The organism is Polynucleobacter sp. JS-Polo-80-F4 (assembly GCF_018881965.1).
GTDB lineage: Bacteria > Pseudomonadota > Gammaproteobacteria > Burkholderiales > Burkholderiaceae > Polynucleobacter.
On record NZ_JACVPI010000001.1, the window covers coordinates 683,477 to 700,039 of the forward strand.

Consider the following 16,563-nt stretch of genomic DNA (forward strand, 5'->3'; position numbering starts at 1 on the left):
AGAGTTTAGCCCCTTCCACTCCGAAATAGACAAGCTTTTACCTGTCCAGCCTCTAAGTATTTTCCACAATGCCAGCCCGGGAGTAGGGCTTCTACCTCCTCGCGTGGACGGCTAGAGGGAAATTCCACATAAATGCCGCCGCCCGCAGAGTCATCGCATACCCTACCAGCCTCGATAACCGATCGATCCAATAGGCTCGAATCCTGAAATGGCGGATCAATAAAAATTAAATTACTAGAGCGATCTGCCTGCTGCTTCAGAAATTCAAGGCTATCTCGTTGCAAAATTTCTATAAGTCCAGAAGCCGGGGAAGACTGTAAAGCGGCAAAGTTGGTACTTAAATTGGTGCAAGCCTTTTTATCTTTCTCCAGCAAGATCACTAATGAAGCACCTCTTGAAGCTGCCTCAAAACCCAAGGCGCCAGTTCCAGCAAAAAGATCTAAACAACGCAAACCTGTTAAATCTTGCCCTAGCCAATTAAATAACGTTTCACGGATACGATCGGTTGTAGGACGTAATCCAGGAAGATCTAGAACCGTTAGCAAACGGCTGCGCCAGTTGCCGCCAATAATCCGAACCTTCTTAGGTGGCTCAGTCTTTAGGGGCTTATTTGCTTTGTTAGGCTTATTTATTTTTTTGCTCCCAGCACAACAATCTTCATACGGTCCATTGCAAGGTATTTTTTGAATGCAGCATTGACTTGCTCCAAGGTCACCGCCTCAACTTGTTTAGTCCATACATCCATCGTATCGAGAGGTAAGCCATTCCATGCAATTGAAGATACGTTATCCAACAACTTACGATTGTTATCAATACGCAGCGGATAGCCATTCACTAAATTTGCTTTCGCGGCAACAAGCTCAGACGGAGTAGGCCCATCGGCAATAAATTGACCTATTGTTGAGCTCATGACTTCCAAAGCCAGCGAAGCTTGATCATTTTTGGTTTGCAGTCCTGCTTGAAAAATGCCGGTGTCTTTTCCTGGGGCAAAGTAACTAAACACGCTGTAAGCAAGGCCGCGCTTCTCTCGCACTTCAGACATTAGGCGAGACACAAACCCGCCGCCGCCCAAAATGTAATTACCCACGAGCAAAGGGAAGTAGTCGGGGTTGTTGCGTGTTACAGCCGTCATCCCCATCGCAATATGGGCCTGTTGTGCATCAAAGGGAATATGAATTTCTCTTTGCGGCAAGGGCTCTACTGGAGAACGTTGTAATTCAGGTAATTTCGCAATAGCCTGTCCTGATTGGGGAATTTGCTTCAGCAAAGCCTGAACGATTTCATTCGCTTCTGAACGATCAACATCGCCAACAATACTCACAATCATGCGATCACCGCGGTAAAACTGTTTGTGAAATTCTTTTAAATTATTTGTATTTACAGCACTAATGGACTTCACTGTCGGAGAGTCGCCCAAGGGGTAGTTGCCATAGACTGATTTTATAAAACGGCGTTCGAGAACAAACTCGGGTTTCGTTTCAGCCTCTAATAGGCCCGTGATTGTTCTTTGCTTCTCACGCTCAACAATTTTTGAGTCATAAGTTGGAGCGCTTAACATTGCAGAAGCCAGTTGCACCGCTCTTTCGCGCAAGTCTTTTCTGCTCAGACTACGAATGCGCAGGATGGCACGCTCACCGCCCACTGATAGACCAATATTTGCCCCTAGGTCAGCGATTTCATCGGCTATTTGTGCCTCATTTAATAAACCCTTATCACCACGAGCGCCATAATTCATGAGGGCTGCAGTCATATCCGCAAGCCCGCTCTTACCAGCGGGATCATAGCGATCGCCCGCATCAATGCTGATCTCAATATCCACCATTGGTAGGGCTTTAGTTTGAACTAGATAAGCTTGAGCACCTTTGTAAGAATCTAACTTCTGAATAGGCAAGATGGCGTATACATTACCGAGAAAACCAAAAGTAACTAGGCAAGCGGCAAGACTCTTTACGAAAGAATTCATTATTTACCCTCCTTGCCTACAGATTTACGAGCTTGAGGATCTAAAACAGCGATCGTCAAACCCTCATCCACTAGATATTTTTTAGCGACTGCTTGAACTTGTTCAGGGGTAATGGTCTGCATTTTCTCTAGCATGTAATCAATGTCTTTCCAAGAAAATCCTGCCATCTCAGAGCTGCCGATTTCCATTGCCTGGCCAAAGATAGAGTCGCGTTTATAAATTTGCTCAGACAAAATGCGCACTTTAATTCTCTTGAGCTCAGATTCCAAGATTCCTTTTTGCTTTAGCTCTTCAAGCGCTTTCCGAATGCTTGCTTGCGCTTGATTGACTGTTTTACCTTTAGCCATCGTTGCACTTATTAAAAATAGCTCCGGTCCGCGCGAAATCATGTCGTAACCCACACCAACATCATTGACTACCTTTTCTTGCTTAACGAGAGTGCGATTTAAGCGCGCATTATCATAGCCATCAAGCACAGCCGTCAGGAGCTCTAAAGCATAGGGCTCAGGATCATCAAGCTTGCCAGGCTCAAGGCGTGGCGCCTTCCAAGCCATAGATAATTGGGCGCTATCAGCCGGCGCCTTAACTTGAGTCTGCTTAATACCTTTTTGTGGTGGCTCAATTTGTGGCTTGCGAACCGGCAATTCATGTGCGTTGGCTACACCATAATATTTTTCTACCAAGCCTAAAACTTTTTTTGCATCCACATCACCAGTGATGACTACTGTTGCATTGTTTGGCGCATACCAACTACGATACCAATCGCGTGCGTCAGATGCCTTCATATTTTGTAAGTCATTCATCCAACCAATCACAGGATGACGATATGGGGAGCTCATATAAGCAGTTGCCATCAATGATTCATTCAGCAAACTACTTGGATTATCTTCGGTGCGTAAACGCCGCTCCTCCATAACTACCTGAATTTCTTTTAAGAACTCAGCGTCATCAAAATTGAGATTAGACATACGGTCTGCCTCAAGCTTGATGACATCTTCTAATTTTGATTTTTCAACTTGCTGAAAGTAAGCGGTGTAATCACGTGAGGTAAATGCATTTTCGCGCCCACCTACAGCGGCCACTAAACGAGAGAATTCACCTGCTTTCACTTTATCGGTGCCTTTAAACATCATGTGCTCAAGCACATGGGCAACCCCAGTCTTACCGTTGACTTCATCCATGGATCCGGCTCGATACCAGACCATGTGAGCCACTGTTGGTGCGCGATGATCTTCCCTAACAATCAATTTAAGACCATTGCTTAATTGATATTCATGCGTATCACCTGAATCAGGCCCGGCAGCTAATGCCAATTGAGCAAATACGATGAATAGAAAGGAAATTCGGAGTAAATTGGAAAGCATCTGCTAAATCACCATATCCTTAGAATTAAATTGATAAGATGCAAGGTTTAAATTGTATCGATTATGTTCGGCTTACGTAAAACCCTCGGATCTCTTTTCAAATCAAGCAAGGTTGATGAATCTTGGTTTGAAACTTTAGAAGAATCACTCATTCAAAGTGATGTGGGTCTACCTACGACCGAACAACTCATCAACAAACTACGTAAAGCAGCTAAATCCGAAAGGGCCTCTAGTCCAGAGGAGTTGCAAGCACTTCTTATTCAAGAAGTCAGCGCACTATTAACTGCTATTGAACCTTCACCAAATCCCTTGTTTACAAGTGATAAGCCTAACACTCCAGAGGTGTGGCTGGTTGTAGGGGTAAATGGTGCCGGCAAGACAACGACCATAGGTAAGCTCTGCCGACTCTTTCAGTCTCAAGGTAAATCAGTGCTCCTAGCTGCTGGAGATACCTTTAGGGCCGCTGCACGTAACCAACTCCAGGAATGGGGTGGACGTAATCAGGTTGACGTGATCACACAAGAAGGTGGCGATGCCGCAGCAGTTGCTCACGATGCCATTCATGCTGCTATCTCACGCAAGAACGATATTCTCATCATCGACACCGCAGGTCGCCTTGCCACTCAAGATAACCTCATGGAAGAGCTCAAGAAAGTGAAGCGTGTTATTGGTAAGGCCCTTCCTGGGGCGCCTCACCACACTCTCCTCGTTTTGGATGGCAATACTGGGCAGAATGGCTTAAGCCAAGTGAAAGCCTTTCATGCCGCTCTCGGCCTGTCTGGAATCATTGTCACCAAGCTGGATGGTACCGCTAAGGGCGGCGTGATCTGCGCTCTAGCCCATACCCTACAAGATGGGCCAAAACCCGCTGTTTTAGCCCTAGGCAAGGGAGAGGGGATTGATGATTTGGCCCCCTTCACAGCAGGGCAATATTCATCTGAATTATTCAATTAAATCAATAGGTTAAATAGTCTCTAAGCAGCCTAAATACCATTAGCACTCTCTTGACAAGAGTGCTAAAATAGATTTCTATTAACACCTCATATTTATAAGAAAAAATGGTTCAAAAGAAATCCGACAAACCGAATTTGCAAACACTGCCAGTCGCGCAGACTGCTGCTGCGGTGTCTGCATTTCCAATGCTGCCAACTCTTGGGGTTGGCACTCTCGATTCATACATTGCGTACGTTAATCGCGTACCAATGCTTAGCGCTGCCGAAGAGTTACATCTTGCGCAGGAATTTCGTCGCACAGAAAATGTCGATGCAGCTAAAACATTAGTTCTATCTCATCTACGTTTAGTGGTTTCTGTTGCACGCCAATATCTTGGCTATGGCATTCCACACGCTGACTTAATTCAAGAAGGCAATATTGGTCTGATGAAGGCTGTTAAACGCTATGACCCAAACAATGGCGCGCGTTTAGTGTCTTATGCAATTCATTGGATCAAAGCAGAGATTCATGAGTACATTCTCAAGAATTGGCGTTTAGTCAAAACTGCAACGACCAAAGCACAACGTAAGTTGTTCTTTAATTTGCGCAGCAACAAGCCCACCTTAAGCGCGTTAACTCCCAGCGAGGTAGAGGCTTTAGCCAAAGCGCTTGATGTTAAAGGCTCTGACGTCAAAGAAATGGAAATGCGTCTTGCTGGTGGAGACGTTGCACTCGAAGGCGATGATAGTGACGATGAAGCTGCTTACGCACCGATTCAGTGGCTTGCAGACAGCTCTCAAGAGCCTACTGCCCGCATTGCTAGCGCTGAAGCAGATGCCTTGCAAGGCCCTAAGTTAGATCAAGCGCTGATGGCTTTAGATGAGCGTAGTCGCAATATTGTGCAATCACGTTGGTTAGCAATGGATGCTGAAGGTAATGGCACAAAGACATTGCATGACCTGGCTGATGAATATGGCATCTCCGCAGAACGCGTTCGCCAAATTGAAACTGCCGCTCTTAAAAAGATGCGCGGCTTGCTACAAGCGGCTTAAGCAAGCAAGAAGCTTGCTGCCTGCACACTTCTTGAGTTCCCTTACTTCAGCAGTTCTTTCAAATCATGCGCCAAGGTCTCTGGGCCTTGAGCATGCTTGATATACAAACGTAAGCGACCCTCAGGATCAAATGCATAGCTACCTGCCGTATGATCCATGGTGTAAGAGCCCGGCTTAGTTCCTGGCACCTTCTTGTAATAAATCTTAAAGTCCTTAGTTACCTTCTCTAAGGCGGCTTCATCTGCGGGACGCAAGCCTAAGAAACGAGGATCAAACGCAGGAACGTACTGCTTAAGAATCTCTGCGGTATCGCGCTCTGGATCTACCGTGACAAAAAGCACCTGCACCTTGTCTGACTGAGGCCCCAAGAGGGTCATCACTTGCTGCATCTCGGTCAATGTCGTTGGACAGATATCGGGGCACTGGGTATATCCAAAGAACATCACCACTACTTTGCCCTTAAAGTCAGCCAAGGTTCTCACTTTGCCATCAGGATCGAGCAAACTAAAGTCTTTGCCAAAAGCTGAACTACCAGTGATATCAATATTTTTGAACTCTGGTTTTGGACTGCATGCAGTCAATACAAAACAAAGAATTGCTAAAAAGCAAATACGCAGAAAATTCATATGGCCTATAAGATTTAGAGGAAATAATGGTCTATCAAAAGCGCTGCAAAGAGTAGCGAAAGATAGGTAATAGAAAAGCGGAAGGTCTTTTTGGCCAAAGCATCGCTGTATGAAATAAATAGCGCAACCACATAGGCCAAGAATATTAAGCCCAGAATAATTGCCGACACTAAATAAATAATGCCGCTCATACCGTAGATATAGGGCAGCATGGTTGCTGCAATTAATATCAAGCTATAAAGCACCATATTAAGTAGCGTAAAGCGCTCCCCGTGCGTTACCGGTAGCATCGGTAAACCCGATTGAGCATAGTCATCACGACGATATAAAGCCAATGCCCAGAAATGCGGCGGGGTCCATACAAAAATAATCAGAACTAAGAGCCAAGCTTCTGCAGAAAGGCTATTGGTCACTGCGGCCCAGCCCAAGGCTGGAGGCATAGCACCCGATAAGCCGCCAATCACAATGTTTTGTGGTGTTGCGGGCTTGAGTAACCAGGTGTAGATCACTGCATATCCAACAAAGGTGGCAAGCGTTAGCCACATTGTTAAGGGGTTACAGAAGTTCCACAAAATAATCATTCCAAGTGAACCTAGAACGATTGAGAAAATAATAATGTGAAACGGCGTGACTTCGCCAGTCGCAGATGGACGCCAAGCAGTACGCTTCATCTTGGCATCAACAGCTTGCTCAATTAAACAGTTCACAGCAAATGCCGCGCCTGCCAAAAGCCAGATGCCAACAATGCCGCCAAAGAGCACCGGGTAAGGAACCATCCCAGGTGTTGCCAAGAACATGCCTATCACCGCGCAAAAAACAGCGAGCTGAGTCACTCTAGGTTTAGTTAAAACCCAATATTGACGCCAACGCGGCATAGCCACTGGTGCGCTTGTTTTAGAGTCACTCATATTTATGCAATCTTCTTGTGAATGAAAGGCTTCCAAGAAGCCCAATAACTCATTCTGACTAAACAGAATACCAAAGCGGCGGAGCCAGCGGTATGTAATAGAGCTGCAAATAAAGGCCACTGAAACACTACATTAGAAATACCGCTAAGCACTTGCAAGAGCAGTATGGCTAGCAAAAGCTTTGCGACCCGGCTCAAGCCTGATAGAACTGGGGTTGCTAGCTGAAGAGCGCTCCAGCCCAGAGTACCAAGCACCAGCAATACCAACATGGCAAATAGTCGATGCGCCCAATGGATGGTCTGTAATGCAACCGGGGAAATGAATTCTCCTTGCGCATTTAAGCCAAGCTGGCGCCAAAGCGTAAAGCCCTCACCCCAATTTGTCTCAGGCCATGCACTACCTAAGCAAGTTGGAAAATCAGGGCATGCCAATACGGCGTAATTTGTACTCACCCAAGCCCCTAAGAAAACCTGAATGAATAAAACAATGAAAGAAAGCACCAGAAGCTGAGCAGAAATTGGTCGAACTCGAATGGAACGAACAGCAGAAGACTTACTCTCCCAGGACTGCTGTGCATAGACTGTTAAGCAAGCCAGTAGGGCTAAGGCCAACATCAAGTGAATCGTCACGATGATCGGCTGTAACTTCAGGGTGACAGTCCAGGCACCAAACGCGCCTTGAACACAGACCAATGCCAATAATCCCAAGCTACCAAATAAAGGATTTTTTCCTAAAGCCTTTAACTTAGAAAATGCAATAGCCACTTGAATCAAAATTAGTGCACCCACCGTCATCGCCAAGTAGCGATGGATCATCTCAATCCAAGCCTTAATAACCGTTACCGGACCAGTAGGCATAACACTCTCAGCCTGTTGGATATCGCTCAGTGCATGAAAGGGATTGGAAGTGCCATAGCATCCAGGCCAATCAGGACAACCCAACCCAGAATCTGTGAGTCGTGTAAACGCACCAAAAACAATCAGATCAAACGTCATGAAGACCAGTACCCAATTGAGTTTTTGGAAAAAGTGATAACCTGGTTTTCTCCAGAGGTAGAGGAGCGGTAAGCCAGCGAAGATAATCGCGATAGCTGCTAACTCCATAAATAAAATCAAACTTGGCATTACAAATTTTCGCCCTTGTGATTTAACTTCAGAAGTTTTTCTAAATCTTTCTTCATGCTCCCAAATTCTTTAGGAGAATTTGTCACCGGGAAATACATCATTTTTGCAGGAGTAGGATCCATTAGTTGAATCTGTTGACCAGCGCCTTCTTTATTTAACCAGGCCTCAAATTCAGCTTTGGCCTTAGGATCTGATGGAAGTCCCACTATCTTCAAGCCGGCCGCCTTCTCGTCGTAAACCTTGGTAACTTCAGGATCAACAGGCTTACCATCTGTATTGACCCAAATTAGTTGCAGGCGCCCACTTTCTCTACCCATGGCAACCTTGGTCTGACGCATTAAGAATAGGGCCTCAATACATTTCTCATCTTTGATTTGGCACTCACCCGCTGGGCGAGCGATCAAAAGCGTCCACTTACCTTTTGTCGGCACTTCGAGCCATGCAGTATTGAAATCTTGCGCCGGATAAACGAGTGTTCCAAGATTAGTTTTACCACCAGCAGGCTTAATAACGTAATAAGCGAAATAGGACGCAATCACTGGAGAGGCGCATGCAAGTAAAAGCAATAGCATCTGAATACGTCCACGACGAGTACGCGCATTGATGGCTTCAGAATCTAACTGTGACGCCGGAATTAATAACTCTTTATCACTCACTCTTGATCCCCTCGATACCTATTGCCAGAATTCTGGCGTTTAATTTCCCGCAGGCCACTTAGTAACCAAAATATAAAACCAGCAAAAGCCAAGGCAAACCACTGGAATGCATAAGCATAATGGCGATCGACTCCGTTTGTCAGCGGCGCCCAATCACGCAGTAAACCATCATCTACGCCAACCTCAAGCTCACGCAAAATAAAAGGGGCTTGGCTCCAGCCATGCACCATCTCTTCGATTGTTAAATCAAAATTTTGCTCAATTCTTGGCTTGCCTTCGTAAGCAGTAGGTTTACCACTGCCTAACTCGTAAACTTTGCCGGGGTGCGCAAAAACAATGCCTTCAATACTGATCACCTTATTTGGAGTTTGCACGGGTGGCAGGGTCTCACGATTTTCATTGTTGCGTGGCGCCCAACCTCGGTTTACCCATAGGACCAGGTCCTTACCCTCGAGCTTCATAGGCATCATCAAGTAAAAACCAGACTGTGCGTTAGTGCTCCCGGCCGGGGGAATAGGTCTTGGCCTGTTATCCAACCAAACAGCTGCCTCAGGAATATATTGCCCACGAGCAATCATGCGACGCTCACTCGCCTCCCCTAGGGTCCAAGGACCTTGATTCGCACTCAAGATGGGCATTTGTTGTCTTGCCTGTAAATTTGCCGCTAAAGCAATTTTGGTTTCAGCTCTGCCTAACTGCCAAATGCCAGCAACGCAGCCAATCGCAATAACCAGCAAGGCTGATACAGTAGCAACTATGCGCTTAGCAATGAGGGCAGTAAAAAGACTATTCAAGAGATTTAAATATAAGGATTGAAGATGAAGTGGCTTATTCCGATTGTCCTACTAATGATTGTTTTTAGCTTAGGATCGGCACTGTATTACATGATGAAAGATAAGGGCAATAGTTCGCGAATGGTTTACTCGCTAATGCTGCGTATTGGCCTATCTATCGCCTTGTTTCTGGGAATTCTTCTAGCCCACTACTTTGGCCTGATTGAAGCTACTGGAATTAGGGTGGGCACCAATTAAAGGGCGCATTAATCAGCGGGTACTTAAAAAAAATCGGGGCTTTAGGCCCCGATTTTTATTTGCTTACATCCAGTAAACAGCGATGTACAGACCCAACCAGACTACGTCAACGAAGTGCCAATACCAAGCAGCACCTTCGAATGCAAAGTGATGCTTAGAAGTAAAGTCGCCACGAATCATGCGACGTAAAACAATCGCCAACATGGTGCCGCCAAGGAAAACGTGGAAGCCGTGGAAGCCAGTCAACATGAAGAAAGTAGAGCCGTAGATACCTGAGGTTAATTTCAGGTTGAGCTCATGGTATGCATGGTAGTACTCATATACCTGGAAGCCCAAGAAGACTACGCCCAAACCAACTGTTGCAGCCAAGCCAACAATGGCTTTTTTCATGTGGTTTTCTACTAATGCATGGTGAGCAATCGTAATCGTCACACCAGAACTCAATAGCAACAATGTGTTGATTGTTGGAATTGGCCATGGACCCATGGTGGTGAATTTCTCAACCAAACCAGCAGGGCCATCATTTGGCCAAACAGCCTGGAAATTAGGCCAAAGCAATTTACTCTCAACATCACCCATCCAAGGCATTGCAATATTGCGCGCATAGAAGAGGGCCGCAAAGAAAGCGCCGAAGAACATAATTTCGGAGAAGATGAACCAGGCCATTGACCAGCGATAAGAGATATCTACGTTGATACCGTTCTTACCAGCATTGGATTCTGCAATCGTGTCACCGAACCAGTTGTAAAGAACAAAAATAACCCAGGCCACACCGGTAAGGGTTAATGGACCGCCCCAAGAAGCGTGGTTAACCCAGCCAGATATACCAAAACCAAAGGCGATCAAGCCTAGTGCCGCCATGGCTGGATGTCTAGATAGTCCGGGGACGAAATAGTATGGGGTTGAATTGGATGACATCTTATTCTCTCTATTCAATCAAAAAATAATCAATGGGACACAACTACTTTCACTATCAACAGCAGGACGCCCATAAAAATCAAGGCACCAACAACTCCGGCAATGATAATGTGTACAAAACTCAATGAAGCAACATCTTCTTGCAAACCTGACTTCTTACGCACCCCCAGAAAACCCCACATCACGGCTTTCATAGACTGCATAAAACTACTCTTCTTTTTCAAGAAGCAACCCTTGATTTAGGAGCGGGTGGCGTACCGCCCAAACCTAACTCAAAAAAGGTATAGGACAACGTAATCGTTTTCACGTCATCCGGCAGTCCTGCATCAATCACAAAGACTACCGGCATCTTTTTTGTTTCTTTTGCTGCTAGTGTTTGTTCCTGAAAACAAAAACACTCTAATTTCGTAAAAAACTCTGTTGCGCTTTTAGGTGCGTAACTTGGTATTGCCTGCGCTCGAACTGAACGACTCTGATTGTTTGTCACCTCATAAACAATCTCAGTCATCTCGCCAGGATGTACCTCTAAAAAATTCTTCACTGGCTTAAACGTAAACGGACCGCGACTATTCGAATCAAACTCAATGGTTACGGTACGAGCATAGTTAACCTGAGTATTTCCTACCTTGTTAGGGCTAAAAGCCCTGACACCATAATCATTCTTGCTCGTTACAACATTGATTCCAGTGACCTCACACAAGGCCTTGTACATCGGAACCAATGCATAACCAAAGCCAAACATCATCACTGAAGCAATAAGAAGCTTCAATAAGATTTGGCGGTTTGCAGAATAAATAGCTGTCATATTGGCAAAATGGGATTAACCCATAAAGCTCCACTTCATCACAATGCCGATAAAGAAAACTGCGGCAATGCTCAAAAGAATCAGCCCTAAGCGGCGATTGTTCGCAGCCTGGGCTTGTTTAAGAGACGTATTAAATTCCTGCTTCACGCATTTGCTCTGCGCTAGGCGGAGTTTCAAAAGTGTGATGCGGCGCTGGTGAAGGCACTGTCCACTCTAGACCCTTAGCACCATCCCAAGGCTTAGCTGGAGCCTTCTCACCGTTACCACGATAAGCAGGCAATGCTACGCAGAACAAGAAATACACTTGCGATAATCCAAAGCCTAGAGCACCGATTGAGGCAATTAAATTGAAATCAGCAAACTGGGTTGGATAGTCAGCATAGCGACGTGGCATACCAGCGAGACCCAAGAAATGCATCGGGAAGAAGGTAATGTTAAAGAAAATCATGGAGGTCCAGAAATGGATCTTGCCACGAGTTTCACTAGCCATACGACCAGTCCACTTAGGGCACCAGTAGTAGAAACCAGCAAACATAGCAAACAATGAGCCCGCTACCAACACATAGTGGAAGTGCGCTACAACGTAGTAAGTATCTTGCAGACCAATATCAATCGGCGCCATTGCCAAGATCAAGCCAGTAAAGCCGCCCATGGTAAATACGAAGATGAAGCCAATAGCCCACAACATTGGAGTTTCAAAGGTCATTGAACCTTTCCACATTGTTGCTACCCAGTTAAAAATCTTTACACCAGTTGGTACAGCAATCAACATCGTTGCGTACATAAAGAACAATTGACCAGTTACCGGCATACCAGTTGCAAACATGTGGTGAGCCCAAACGATGAATGACAAGATCGCAATAGACGATGTTGCATAAACCATGGAGCTATAACCAAACAAAGTCTTTCTGGAGAAAGCAGGAACAATTTCACTCACGATTCCAAATGCTGGAAGAATCATGATGTAAACCTCAGGGTGACCGAAGAACCAGAAAATATGCTGGAACATGATTGGGTCGCCACCGCCAACAGCGGAGAAGAAAGAAGTACCAAAGTGACGGTCAGTCAAAACCATCGTGATCGCGCCAGCCAAAACAGGCATAACAGCAATCAATAAGTAAGCAGTAATCAACCAAGTCCAGCAGAACATTGGCATCTTCATCAAAGTCATGCCAGGAGCGCGCATATTCAAAATGGTCACGATGATGTTGATCGAACCCATGATGGAAGAAGCACCCAATAAATGGAGGGCAAAAATCGCCATGTCCATGCCAGGACCCATTTGTGAGGTCAACGGAGCATAGATAGTCCAACCACCGGCTGGAGCGCCACCAGGAACGAGGAATGAGCTCAACAACAAGGTTGCAGCCACTGGCAGAATCCAGAAGCTAAAGTTGTTCATACGTGCAAATGCCATATCAGATGCGCCAATTTGTAAAGGCACCATCCAGTTAGCAAAACCCACGAATGCCGGCATGATTGCGCCGAACACCATCACCAAGCCGTGCATGGTTGTCAGCTGATTAAAGAACTCAGGACGGAAGAACTGGAGACCTGGTTGGAACAATTCCAAACGAATTCCCAAGGCCATCGTTCCGCCAGCTAACAAGCTAACGAATGAGAAGATCAAATACATCGTGCCGATGTCTTTGTGGTTGGTTGCAAACAACCAACGACGCCAGCCGTGCGGCATATGATCATCATGCGCGTGATCGTGTGCGTGATCGTGATCGTGGGTAGTAGAGACTGTGCTCATAAATTACTCCGGTTTCGTTTTATCTGTATTAGTTAATCTGAATTAATTAGCGGCTCGTGCAGCAACAATATCTTGGGTCTGAACTACTTCGCCCGTCTTATTGCCCCATGAGTTACGTGTGTAAGTCATGACTGCGGCGATATCGCCATCAGAAATTACACCAGCCCACTTCGGCATCGCGCCCTTACCATTGATAAGGATGTTGTATTGACCTGCTTTTGGACCGTTAACAACTTTGCTGCCATCCAATGCTGGGAATGCGCCTGCACCTTTACCGTTTGGTTGATGGCAAGCTGCACAGTTCGCTGCATATACTTTGGCGCCACGCTCTTTTTGCTCATCCAAGGTGTAAACCTTTGTAGGGTCATCGCCACCAGCGCCCATTGCTTGTTTCTTCTCAGCCACCCACTTGGTGTAGTCCTCTTGTGAAACCACTCGAACAACGATAGGCATAAAGGCATGCTCTGCGCCACATAGTTCAGAACACTGACCGCGGAATGTACCAATCTTATCGGCCCTAAACCAAGTGTCGCGCACGAAACCAGGGATCGCATCTTGCTTTACGCCGAATGCTGGAATAGTCCAAGCATGAATAACGTCATTAGCAGTAGTGATCAAACGAATTTTCTTGCCAACTGGAACAACCATCTCGTTGTCCACTTCCATCAAATAGGTATTTGATTTAGGGGCCAAGTTATTGATTGCTTCACGGGAAGTAGCCAAAGTTGATAAGAAGCTAATGCCTTCACCTTCACCTTTGATGTAGTCGTAACCCCACTTCCACTGATAACCAGTAGTTTTAATAGTGATGTCAGAGTTAGTGGTGTCTTTCATCGCCACAACCGTTTTCGTTGCAGGCAATGCCATACCGATAACGATGAGCAATGGAATCACTGTCCAAATAATTTCAACAGTGGTGCTCTCATGGAAAGAAGCTGATTTATGACCTAATGATTTACGGTGTTTCAAAATGGAATAAAACATCACCCCAAAAACGCCCACAAAAATCAATGCGCAAATTACCAACATCATCCAATGCAGCCAATGGATCTCCTGCATGATTTTGGTAGCAGCAGGCGCAAAATTCAGCTGATTGACAGCTGGGCCACCAGGCATATTCTCTGCTGCATGAGCAAAAGCAGTGCCAAAAGCTACTGCGAAATAGAGCGAAGCCCTAGTGACTTTTCCAAATAAATTCATCTTATTCTCTGTTTATTGTCGTGAGCACAGCAGCAAAAATGCCACAAAATGCCCAAAAAACGGTCTCAAGCCAATACATCCTGCCGTGATTATAGGGTTAATTAGGCGCAACAACAAACCGGGATAACCCAGCATGATCCAATCTTCGTCAAGGTTTAAATGATAGTAAGCACTTACACTTAAGCAGAATCTGGCCTAGTCTTGCGCCCAATTTGATTTGGATCAATGTAAGCGATATTGTCCTTCGCCTTTGCGAGGTGCTTTCCGAGGGCCCATGCGTGCCCATAAACCACTTCTAAGGTCAGTTTTCGTGGCAAAACACTCATCTGAGGGACTACAAGAGGGTCTGAATGCATCAACTTCAGAGCACTAATATCCGCCAGCAATAACTCAGGCTTCTCATAATCCAAAGTCAAGCACTCCATATCCATGACTGGGTCAGAAAAGCGCTCCCCCAGCAAAGCATCTCCCATATCGTGCATATCCCAAGGGCTCAATAAGTTTTTCAGTTTTAACTCTGGAAGCTCTAATGAACGCAGCTCTTTTCCAGTGTCAGGACCTAGATAACTAAATGTAAGCAAACCATCCTCACGTAATACGCGCCAGCACTCTTGTAAAAAATGTTTTGGGTCTGCTAAATCTTGCAACAAAAGATCACTAAAAACTAAATCGACAGAATTATCAGGAATATCAAATCTTCCGGATGAGGCATAGCTTGCCAGGGGACTGGTGTTACTGGCAAATATAGATCGCCAATTACTCCTCGCTTTAGCGCGCCACATTTGAAAACCCGAGACGCCTGCTTCAGTAATACTAAAAGTACGCGCTTTTGGAAAGCGCTTGGCGAGCATATCTAAATGCTTGCCAGCAAAGTCTGGCACGATCAGGATATCTTTTGCATCGAGCTTAACGATGTCCATTTTTTGCAGCATACGATCTGCAATTTCGTCTTGTAACCATCTGATAGGCTGGGTCATTGGCTCAGTATACTCAGCGCCCCATGCGAATTCCAGAGAACATTTTTCAAACTATTTATGAACATCTTTTGCCTACAGCCTGCATCACTTGTCAGGAGTTTCAAAAGTTCTCAATTTGCAATAAGTGCCTCGACTCATTAAGGGATGGTGCTTTGTTTAACTACCAATGCTGTTGCCAATGTGGCATTGCACTTCAAGCCCCAGAAGTAGCGCTGCAAAAATGTGTAGCCTGCCAACATCTCGAGCCTTACTTTGATGAAACCTATTGCTTAGATCGCTATGAAGGATTGTTGCAAAAGCCTCTACATGAATTGAAGTATCAGAAACGCATCGCATTTGCGAATGCGCTAAGTAATACTTGGAATCTTCTCATTGGTAAGGATTTTGTAAATACTCATGCAGACTATTTGCTACCCGTTCCGCTTAGCACGCAAAAGTTAGCGCAGCGTGGCTTTAATCAAAGCTGGGAGATAGCCAGGCGCATTTACTGTGGGCAACATATTCAAAAAACACCCTATGTACTTCAGCGACATCATTATTCTGAGCACCAAGCGGGGAGCTCTCTGAACAATCGTCAGCAAGCCATTCAGGGAATGTTTTATGTTGCAGCGGATGATATTCAGAAGTTACAAAATAAGACGGTCATTATTTTTGATGATGTAATGACCAGCGGAGCAACTCTTAATGAAATTGCGCGCGTTCTGAAGGACAATGGCGTATCCCGCGTAATCAATTGGGTGCTTCTGAGAGCTGCGCGACCAATCTAAAGAGTGCGAAATGTTTAATATTGTTTTATTCGAACCAGAAATTCCGCCCAATACAGGCAACATCATTCGCTTATGCGCCAATACTGGAGCGAAGTTACATTTAATTGAGCCACTCGGCTTTCCCATGGAAGATGCTAAGTTGCGTAGAGCAGGCTTGGACTATCACGAGTTTGCAAAAGTAAAAGTCCACAAAAATTGGGCACAGTTTTTAAAAGATGAGCAACCTGACCCCCAGAATCTTTTTGCATTAACCACCAAGGGCTCGGGGAAGTTTCATGAAGGCAAATACTCGCCCGATGATTACTTTGTATTTGGCTCTGAAACCAAAGGTATTACAGAGGAAGTAAGGGACTCCATTCCGACCGAGAATCGCCTGCGCTTAGCGATGCAAGATAGTAGTCGTAGCTTGAATTTATCCAATACTGTAGCAATTGTTGTCTATGAAGCTTGGCGCCAGAACGGCCTAGCCGGCGGGCAGTAGAA

20 protein-coding genes are annotated in these 16,563 nt (G+C 45.5%); 5 read left to right on the plus strand and 15 right to left on the minus strand.

The features are described from left to right. Positions 1–5: 5 nt before the first annotated feature. The 3 genes from rsmD to ICN20_RS03375 are packed head-to-tail and all read right to left on the minus strand — an operon-like array spanning position 6 to position 3,327. Positions 6–689 (minus strand): 16S rRNA (guanine(966)-N(2))-methyltransferase RsmD, encoded by a 684-nt coding sequence (rsmD, locus tag ICN20_RS03365; RefSeq protein WP_370624553.1) that lies wholly within the window; start codon positions 687–689, stop codon positions 6–8. After that, positions 629–1,963 (minus strand): pitrilysin family protein, encoded by a 1,335-nt coding sequence (locus tag ICN20_RS03370; protein WP_216238096.1) that lies wholly within the window; start codon positions 1,961–1,963, stop codon positions 629–631. Before ICN20_RS03370 ends, rsmD begins: the two co-directional genes overlap by 61 nt. Then, positions 1,963–3,327, minus strand: coding sequence for a pitrilysin family protein (locus ICN20_RS03375; RefSeq protein WP_216238097.1), 1,365 nt, complete (start codon positions 3,325–3,327; stop codon positions 1,963–1,965). Before ICN20_RS03375 ends, ICN20_RS03370 begins: the two co-directional genes overlap by 1 nt. Before the next feature lie 63 nt (positions 3,328–3,390). Between ICN20_RS03375 and ftsY the strand changes: the two genes are divergently transcribed. Both ftsY and rpoH read left to right on the plus strand, forming a co-directional pair. Next, positions 3,391–4,281: a signal recognition particle-docking protein FtsY gene (gene ftsY, locus ICN20_RS03380; RefSeq protein WP_216238098.1), complete on the plus strand. Its 891-nt coding sequence runs from the start codon at positions 3,391–3,393 to the stop codon at positions 4,279–4,281. Positions 4,282–4,385: 104 nt separating this feature from the next. Continuing rightward, positions 4,386–5,312 (plus strand): RNA polymerase sigma factor RpoH, encoded by a 927-nt coding sequence (gene rpoH, locus ICN20_RS03385; RefSeq protein ID WP_216238099.1) that lies wholly within the window; start codon positions 4,386–4,388, stop codon positions 5,310–5,312. Between the two features lie 41 nt (positions 5,313–5,353). Here the strand turns inward: rpoH and ICN20_RS03390 are convergent, their stop codons facing one another. The 5 genes from ICN20_RS03390 to ICN20_RS03410 are packed head-to-tail and all read right to left on the minus strand — an operon-like array spanning position 5,354 to position 9,420. Then, positions 5,354–5,938, minus strand: a complete 585-nt coding sequence (locus ICN20_RS03390) for an SCO family protein (RefSeq protein WP_216238100.1) — start codon at positions 5,936–5,938, stop codon at positions 5,354–5,356. A 14-nt stretch (positions 5,939–5,952) separates the two neighbouring features. Then, positions 5,953–6,846 (minus strand): heme o synthase, encoded by an 894-nt coding sequence (gene cyoE, locus ICN20_RS03395; protein WP_216238101.1) that lies wholly within the window; start codon positions 6,844–6,846, stop codon positions 5,953–5,955. Positions 6,847–6,848: 2 nt separating this feature from the next. After that, positions 6,849–7,970 (minus strand): heme A synthase, encoded by a 1,122-nt coding sequence (locus ICN20_RS03400; RefSeq protein WP_216238102.1) that lies wholly within the window; start codon positions 7,968–7,970, stop codon positions 6,849–6,851. Beyond that, positions 7,970–8,626, minus strand: coding sequence for a hypothetical protein (locus ICN20_RS03405; RefSeq protein ID WP_216238103.1), 657 nt, complete (start codon positions 8,624–8,626; stop codon positions 7,970–7,972). The genes ICN20_RS03400 and ICN20_RS03405 overlap by 1 nt, the downstream gene beginning before the upstream one ends. Beyond that, complete coding sequence (locus tag ICN20_RS03410) at positions 8,623–9,420, minus strand: SURF1 family protein (protein WP_255534628.1); 798 nt, start codon at positions 9,418–9,420, stop codon at positions 8,623–8,625. Before ICN20_RS03410 ends, ICN20_RS03405 begins: the two co-directional genes overlap by 4 nt. A gap of 24 nt (positions 9,421–9,444) precedes the next feature. On the opposite strand from ICN20_RS03410, the gene ICN20_RS03415 reads away from it, so the two are divergent. Further along, a complete protein-coding gene (locus tag ICN20_RS03415) occupies positions 9,445–9,657 on the plus strand; it encodes a twin transmembrane helix small protein (protein WP_216238104.1) in 213 nt (70 codons plus the stop codon). 63 nt (positions 9,658–9,720) lie between these two features. On the opposite strand, the gene ICN20_RS03420 is transcribed toward ICN20_RS03415, so the two are convergent. The 7 genes from ICN20_RS03420 to ICN20_RS03450 form a co-directional block, all read right to left on the minus strand. Next, a complete protein-coding gene (locus tag ICN20_RS03420) occupies positions 9,721–10,575 on the minus strand; it encodes a cytochrome c oxidase subunit 3 (RefSeq protein WP_216238105.1) in 855 nt (284 codons plus the stop codon). Between the two features lie 29 nt (positions 10,576–10,604). Then, a complete protein-coding gene (locus tag ICN20_RS03425) occupies positions 10,605–10,778 on the minus strand; it encodes a DUF2970 domain-containing protein (protein ID WP_215391702.1) in 174 nt (57 codons plus the stop codon). 17 nt (positions 10,779–10,795) lie between these two features. Beyond that, positions 10,796–11,380, minus strand: coding sequence for a cytochrome c oxidase assembly protein (locus ICN20_RS03430; protein ID WP_216238106.1), 585 nt, complete (start codon positions 11,378–11,380; stop codon positions 10,796–10,798). A 15-nt stretch (positions 11,381–11,395) separates the two neighbouring features. Next, positions 11,396–11,527 (minus strand): cytochrome oxidase small assembly protein, encoded by a 132-nt coding sequence (locus tag ICN20_RS10265; RefSeq protein ID WP_215391704.1) that lies wholly within the window; start codon positions 11,525–11,527, stop codon positions 11,396–11,398. Next, a complete protein-coding gene (ctaD, locus tag ICN20_RS03440) occupies positions 11,511–13,136 on the minus strand; it encodes a cytochrome c oxidase subunit I (protein ID WP_216238107.1) in 1,626 nt (541 codons plus the stop codon). Before ctaD ends, ICN20_RS10265 begins: the two co-directional genes overlap by 17 nt. A 42-nt stretch (positions 13,137–13,178) precedes the next feature. Next, on the minus strand, positions 13,179–14,336 hold the full coding sequence (coxB, locus tag ICN20_RS03445; RefSeq protein ID WP_216238108.1) for a cytochrome c oxidase subunit II: 1,158 nt from the start codon (positions 14,334–14,336) through the stop codon (positions 13,179–13,181). Between the two features lie 179 nt (positions 14,337–14,515). Then, positions 14,516–15,313: a class I SAM-dependent methyltransferase gene (locus ICN20_RS03450; protein WP_216238109.1), complete on the minus strand. Its 798-nt coding sequence runs from the start codon at positions 15,311–15,313 to the stop codon at positions 14,516–14,518. Positions 15,314–15,465: 152 nt separating this feature from the next. Here ICN20_RS03450 and ICN20_RS03455 point away from each other — a divergent pair, with 152 nt between their 5' ends. Then, entirely contained in the window at positions 15,466–16,080 is a 615-nt protein-coding gene (locus tag ICN20_RS03455) for a ComF family protein (RefSeq protein ID WP_255534629.1), read from the plus strand. Between the two features lie 10 nt (positions 16,081–16,090). Beyond that, positions 16,091–16,561 carry a tRNA (uridine(34)/cytosine(34)/5-carboxymethylaminomethyluridine(34)-2'-O)-methyltransferase TrmL gene (trmL, locus tag ICN20_RS03460; RefSeq protein WP_216238111.1) on the plus strand — a complete coding sequence of 157 codons (471 nt, stop codon included), beginning with the start codon at positions 16,091–16,093 and terminating at the stop codon, positions 16,559–16,561. Positions 16,562–16,563: the final 2 nt, after the last annotated feature.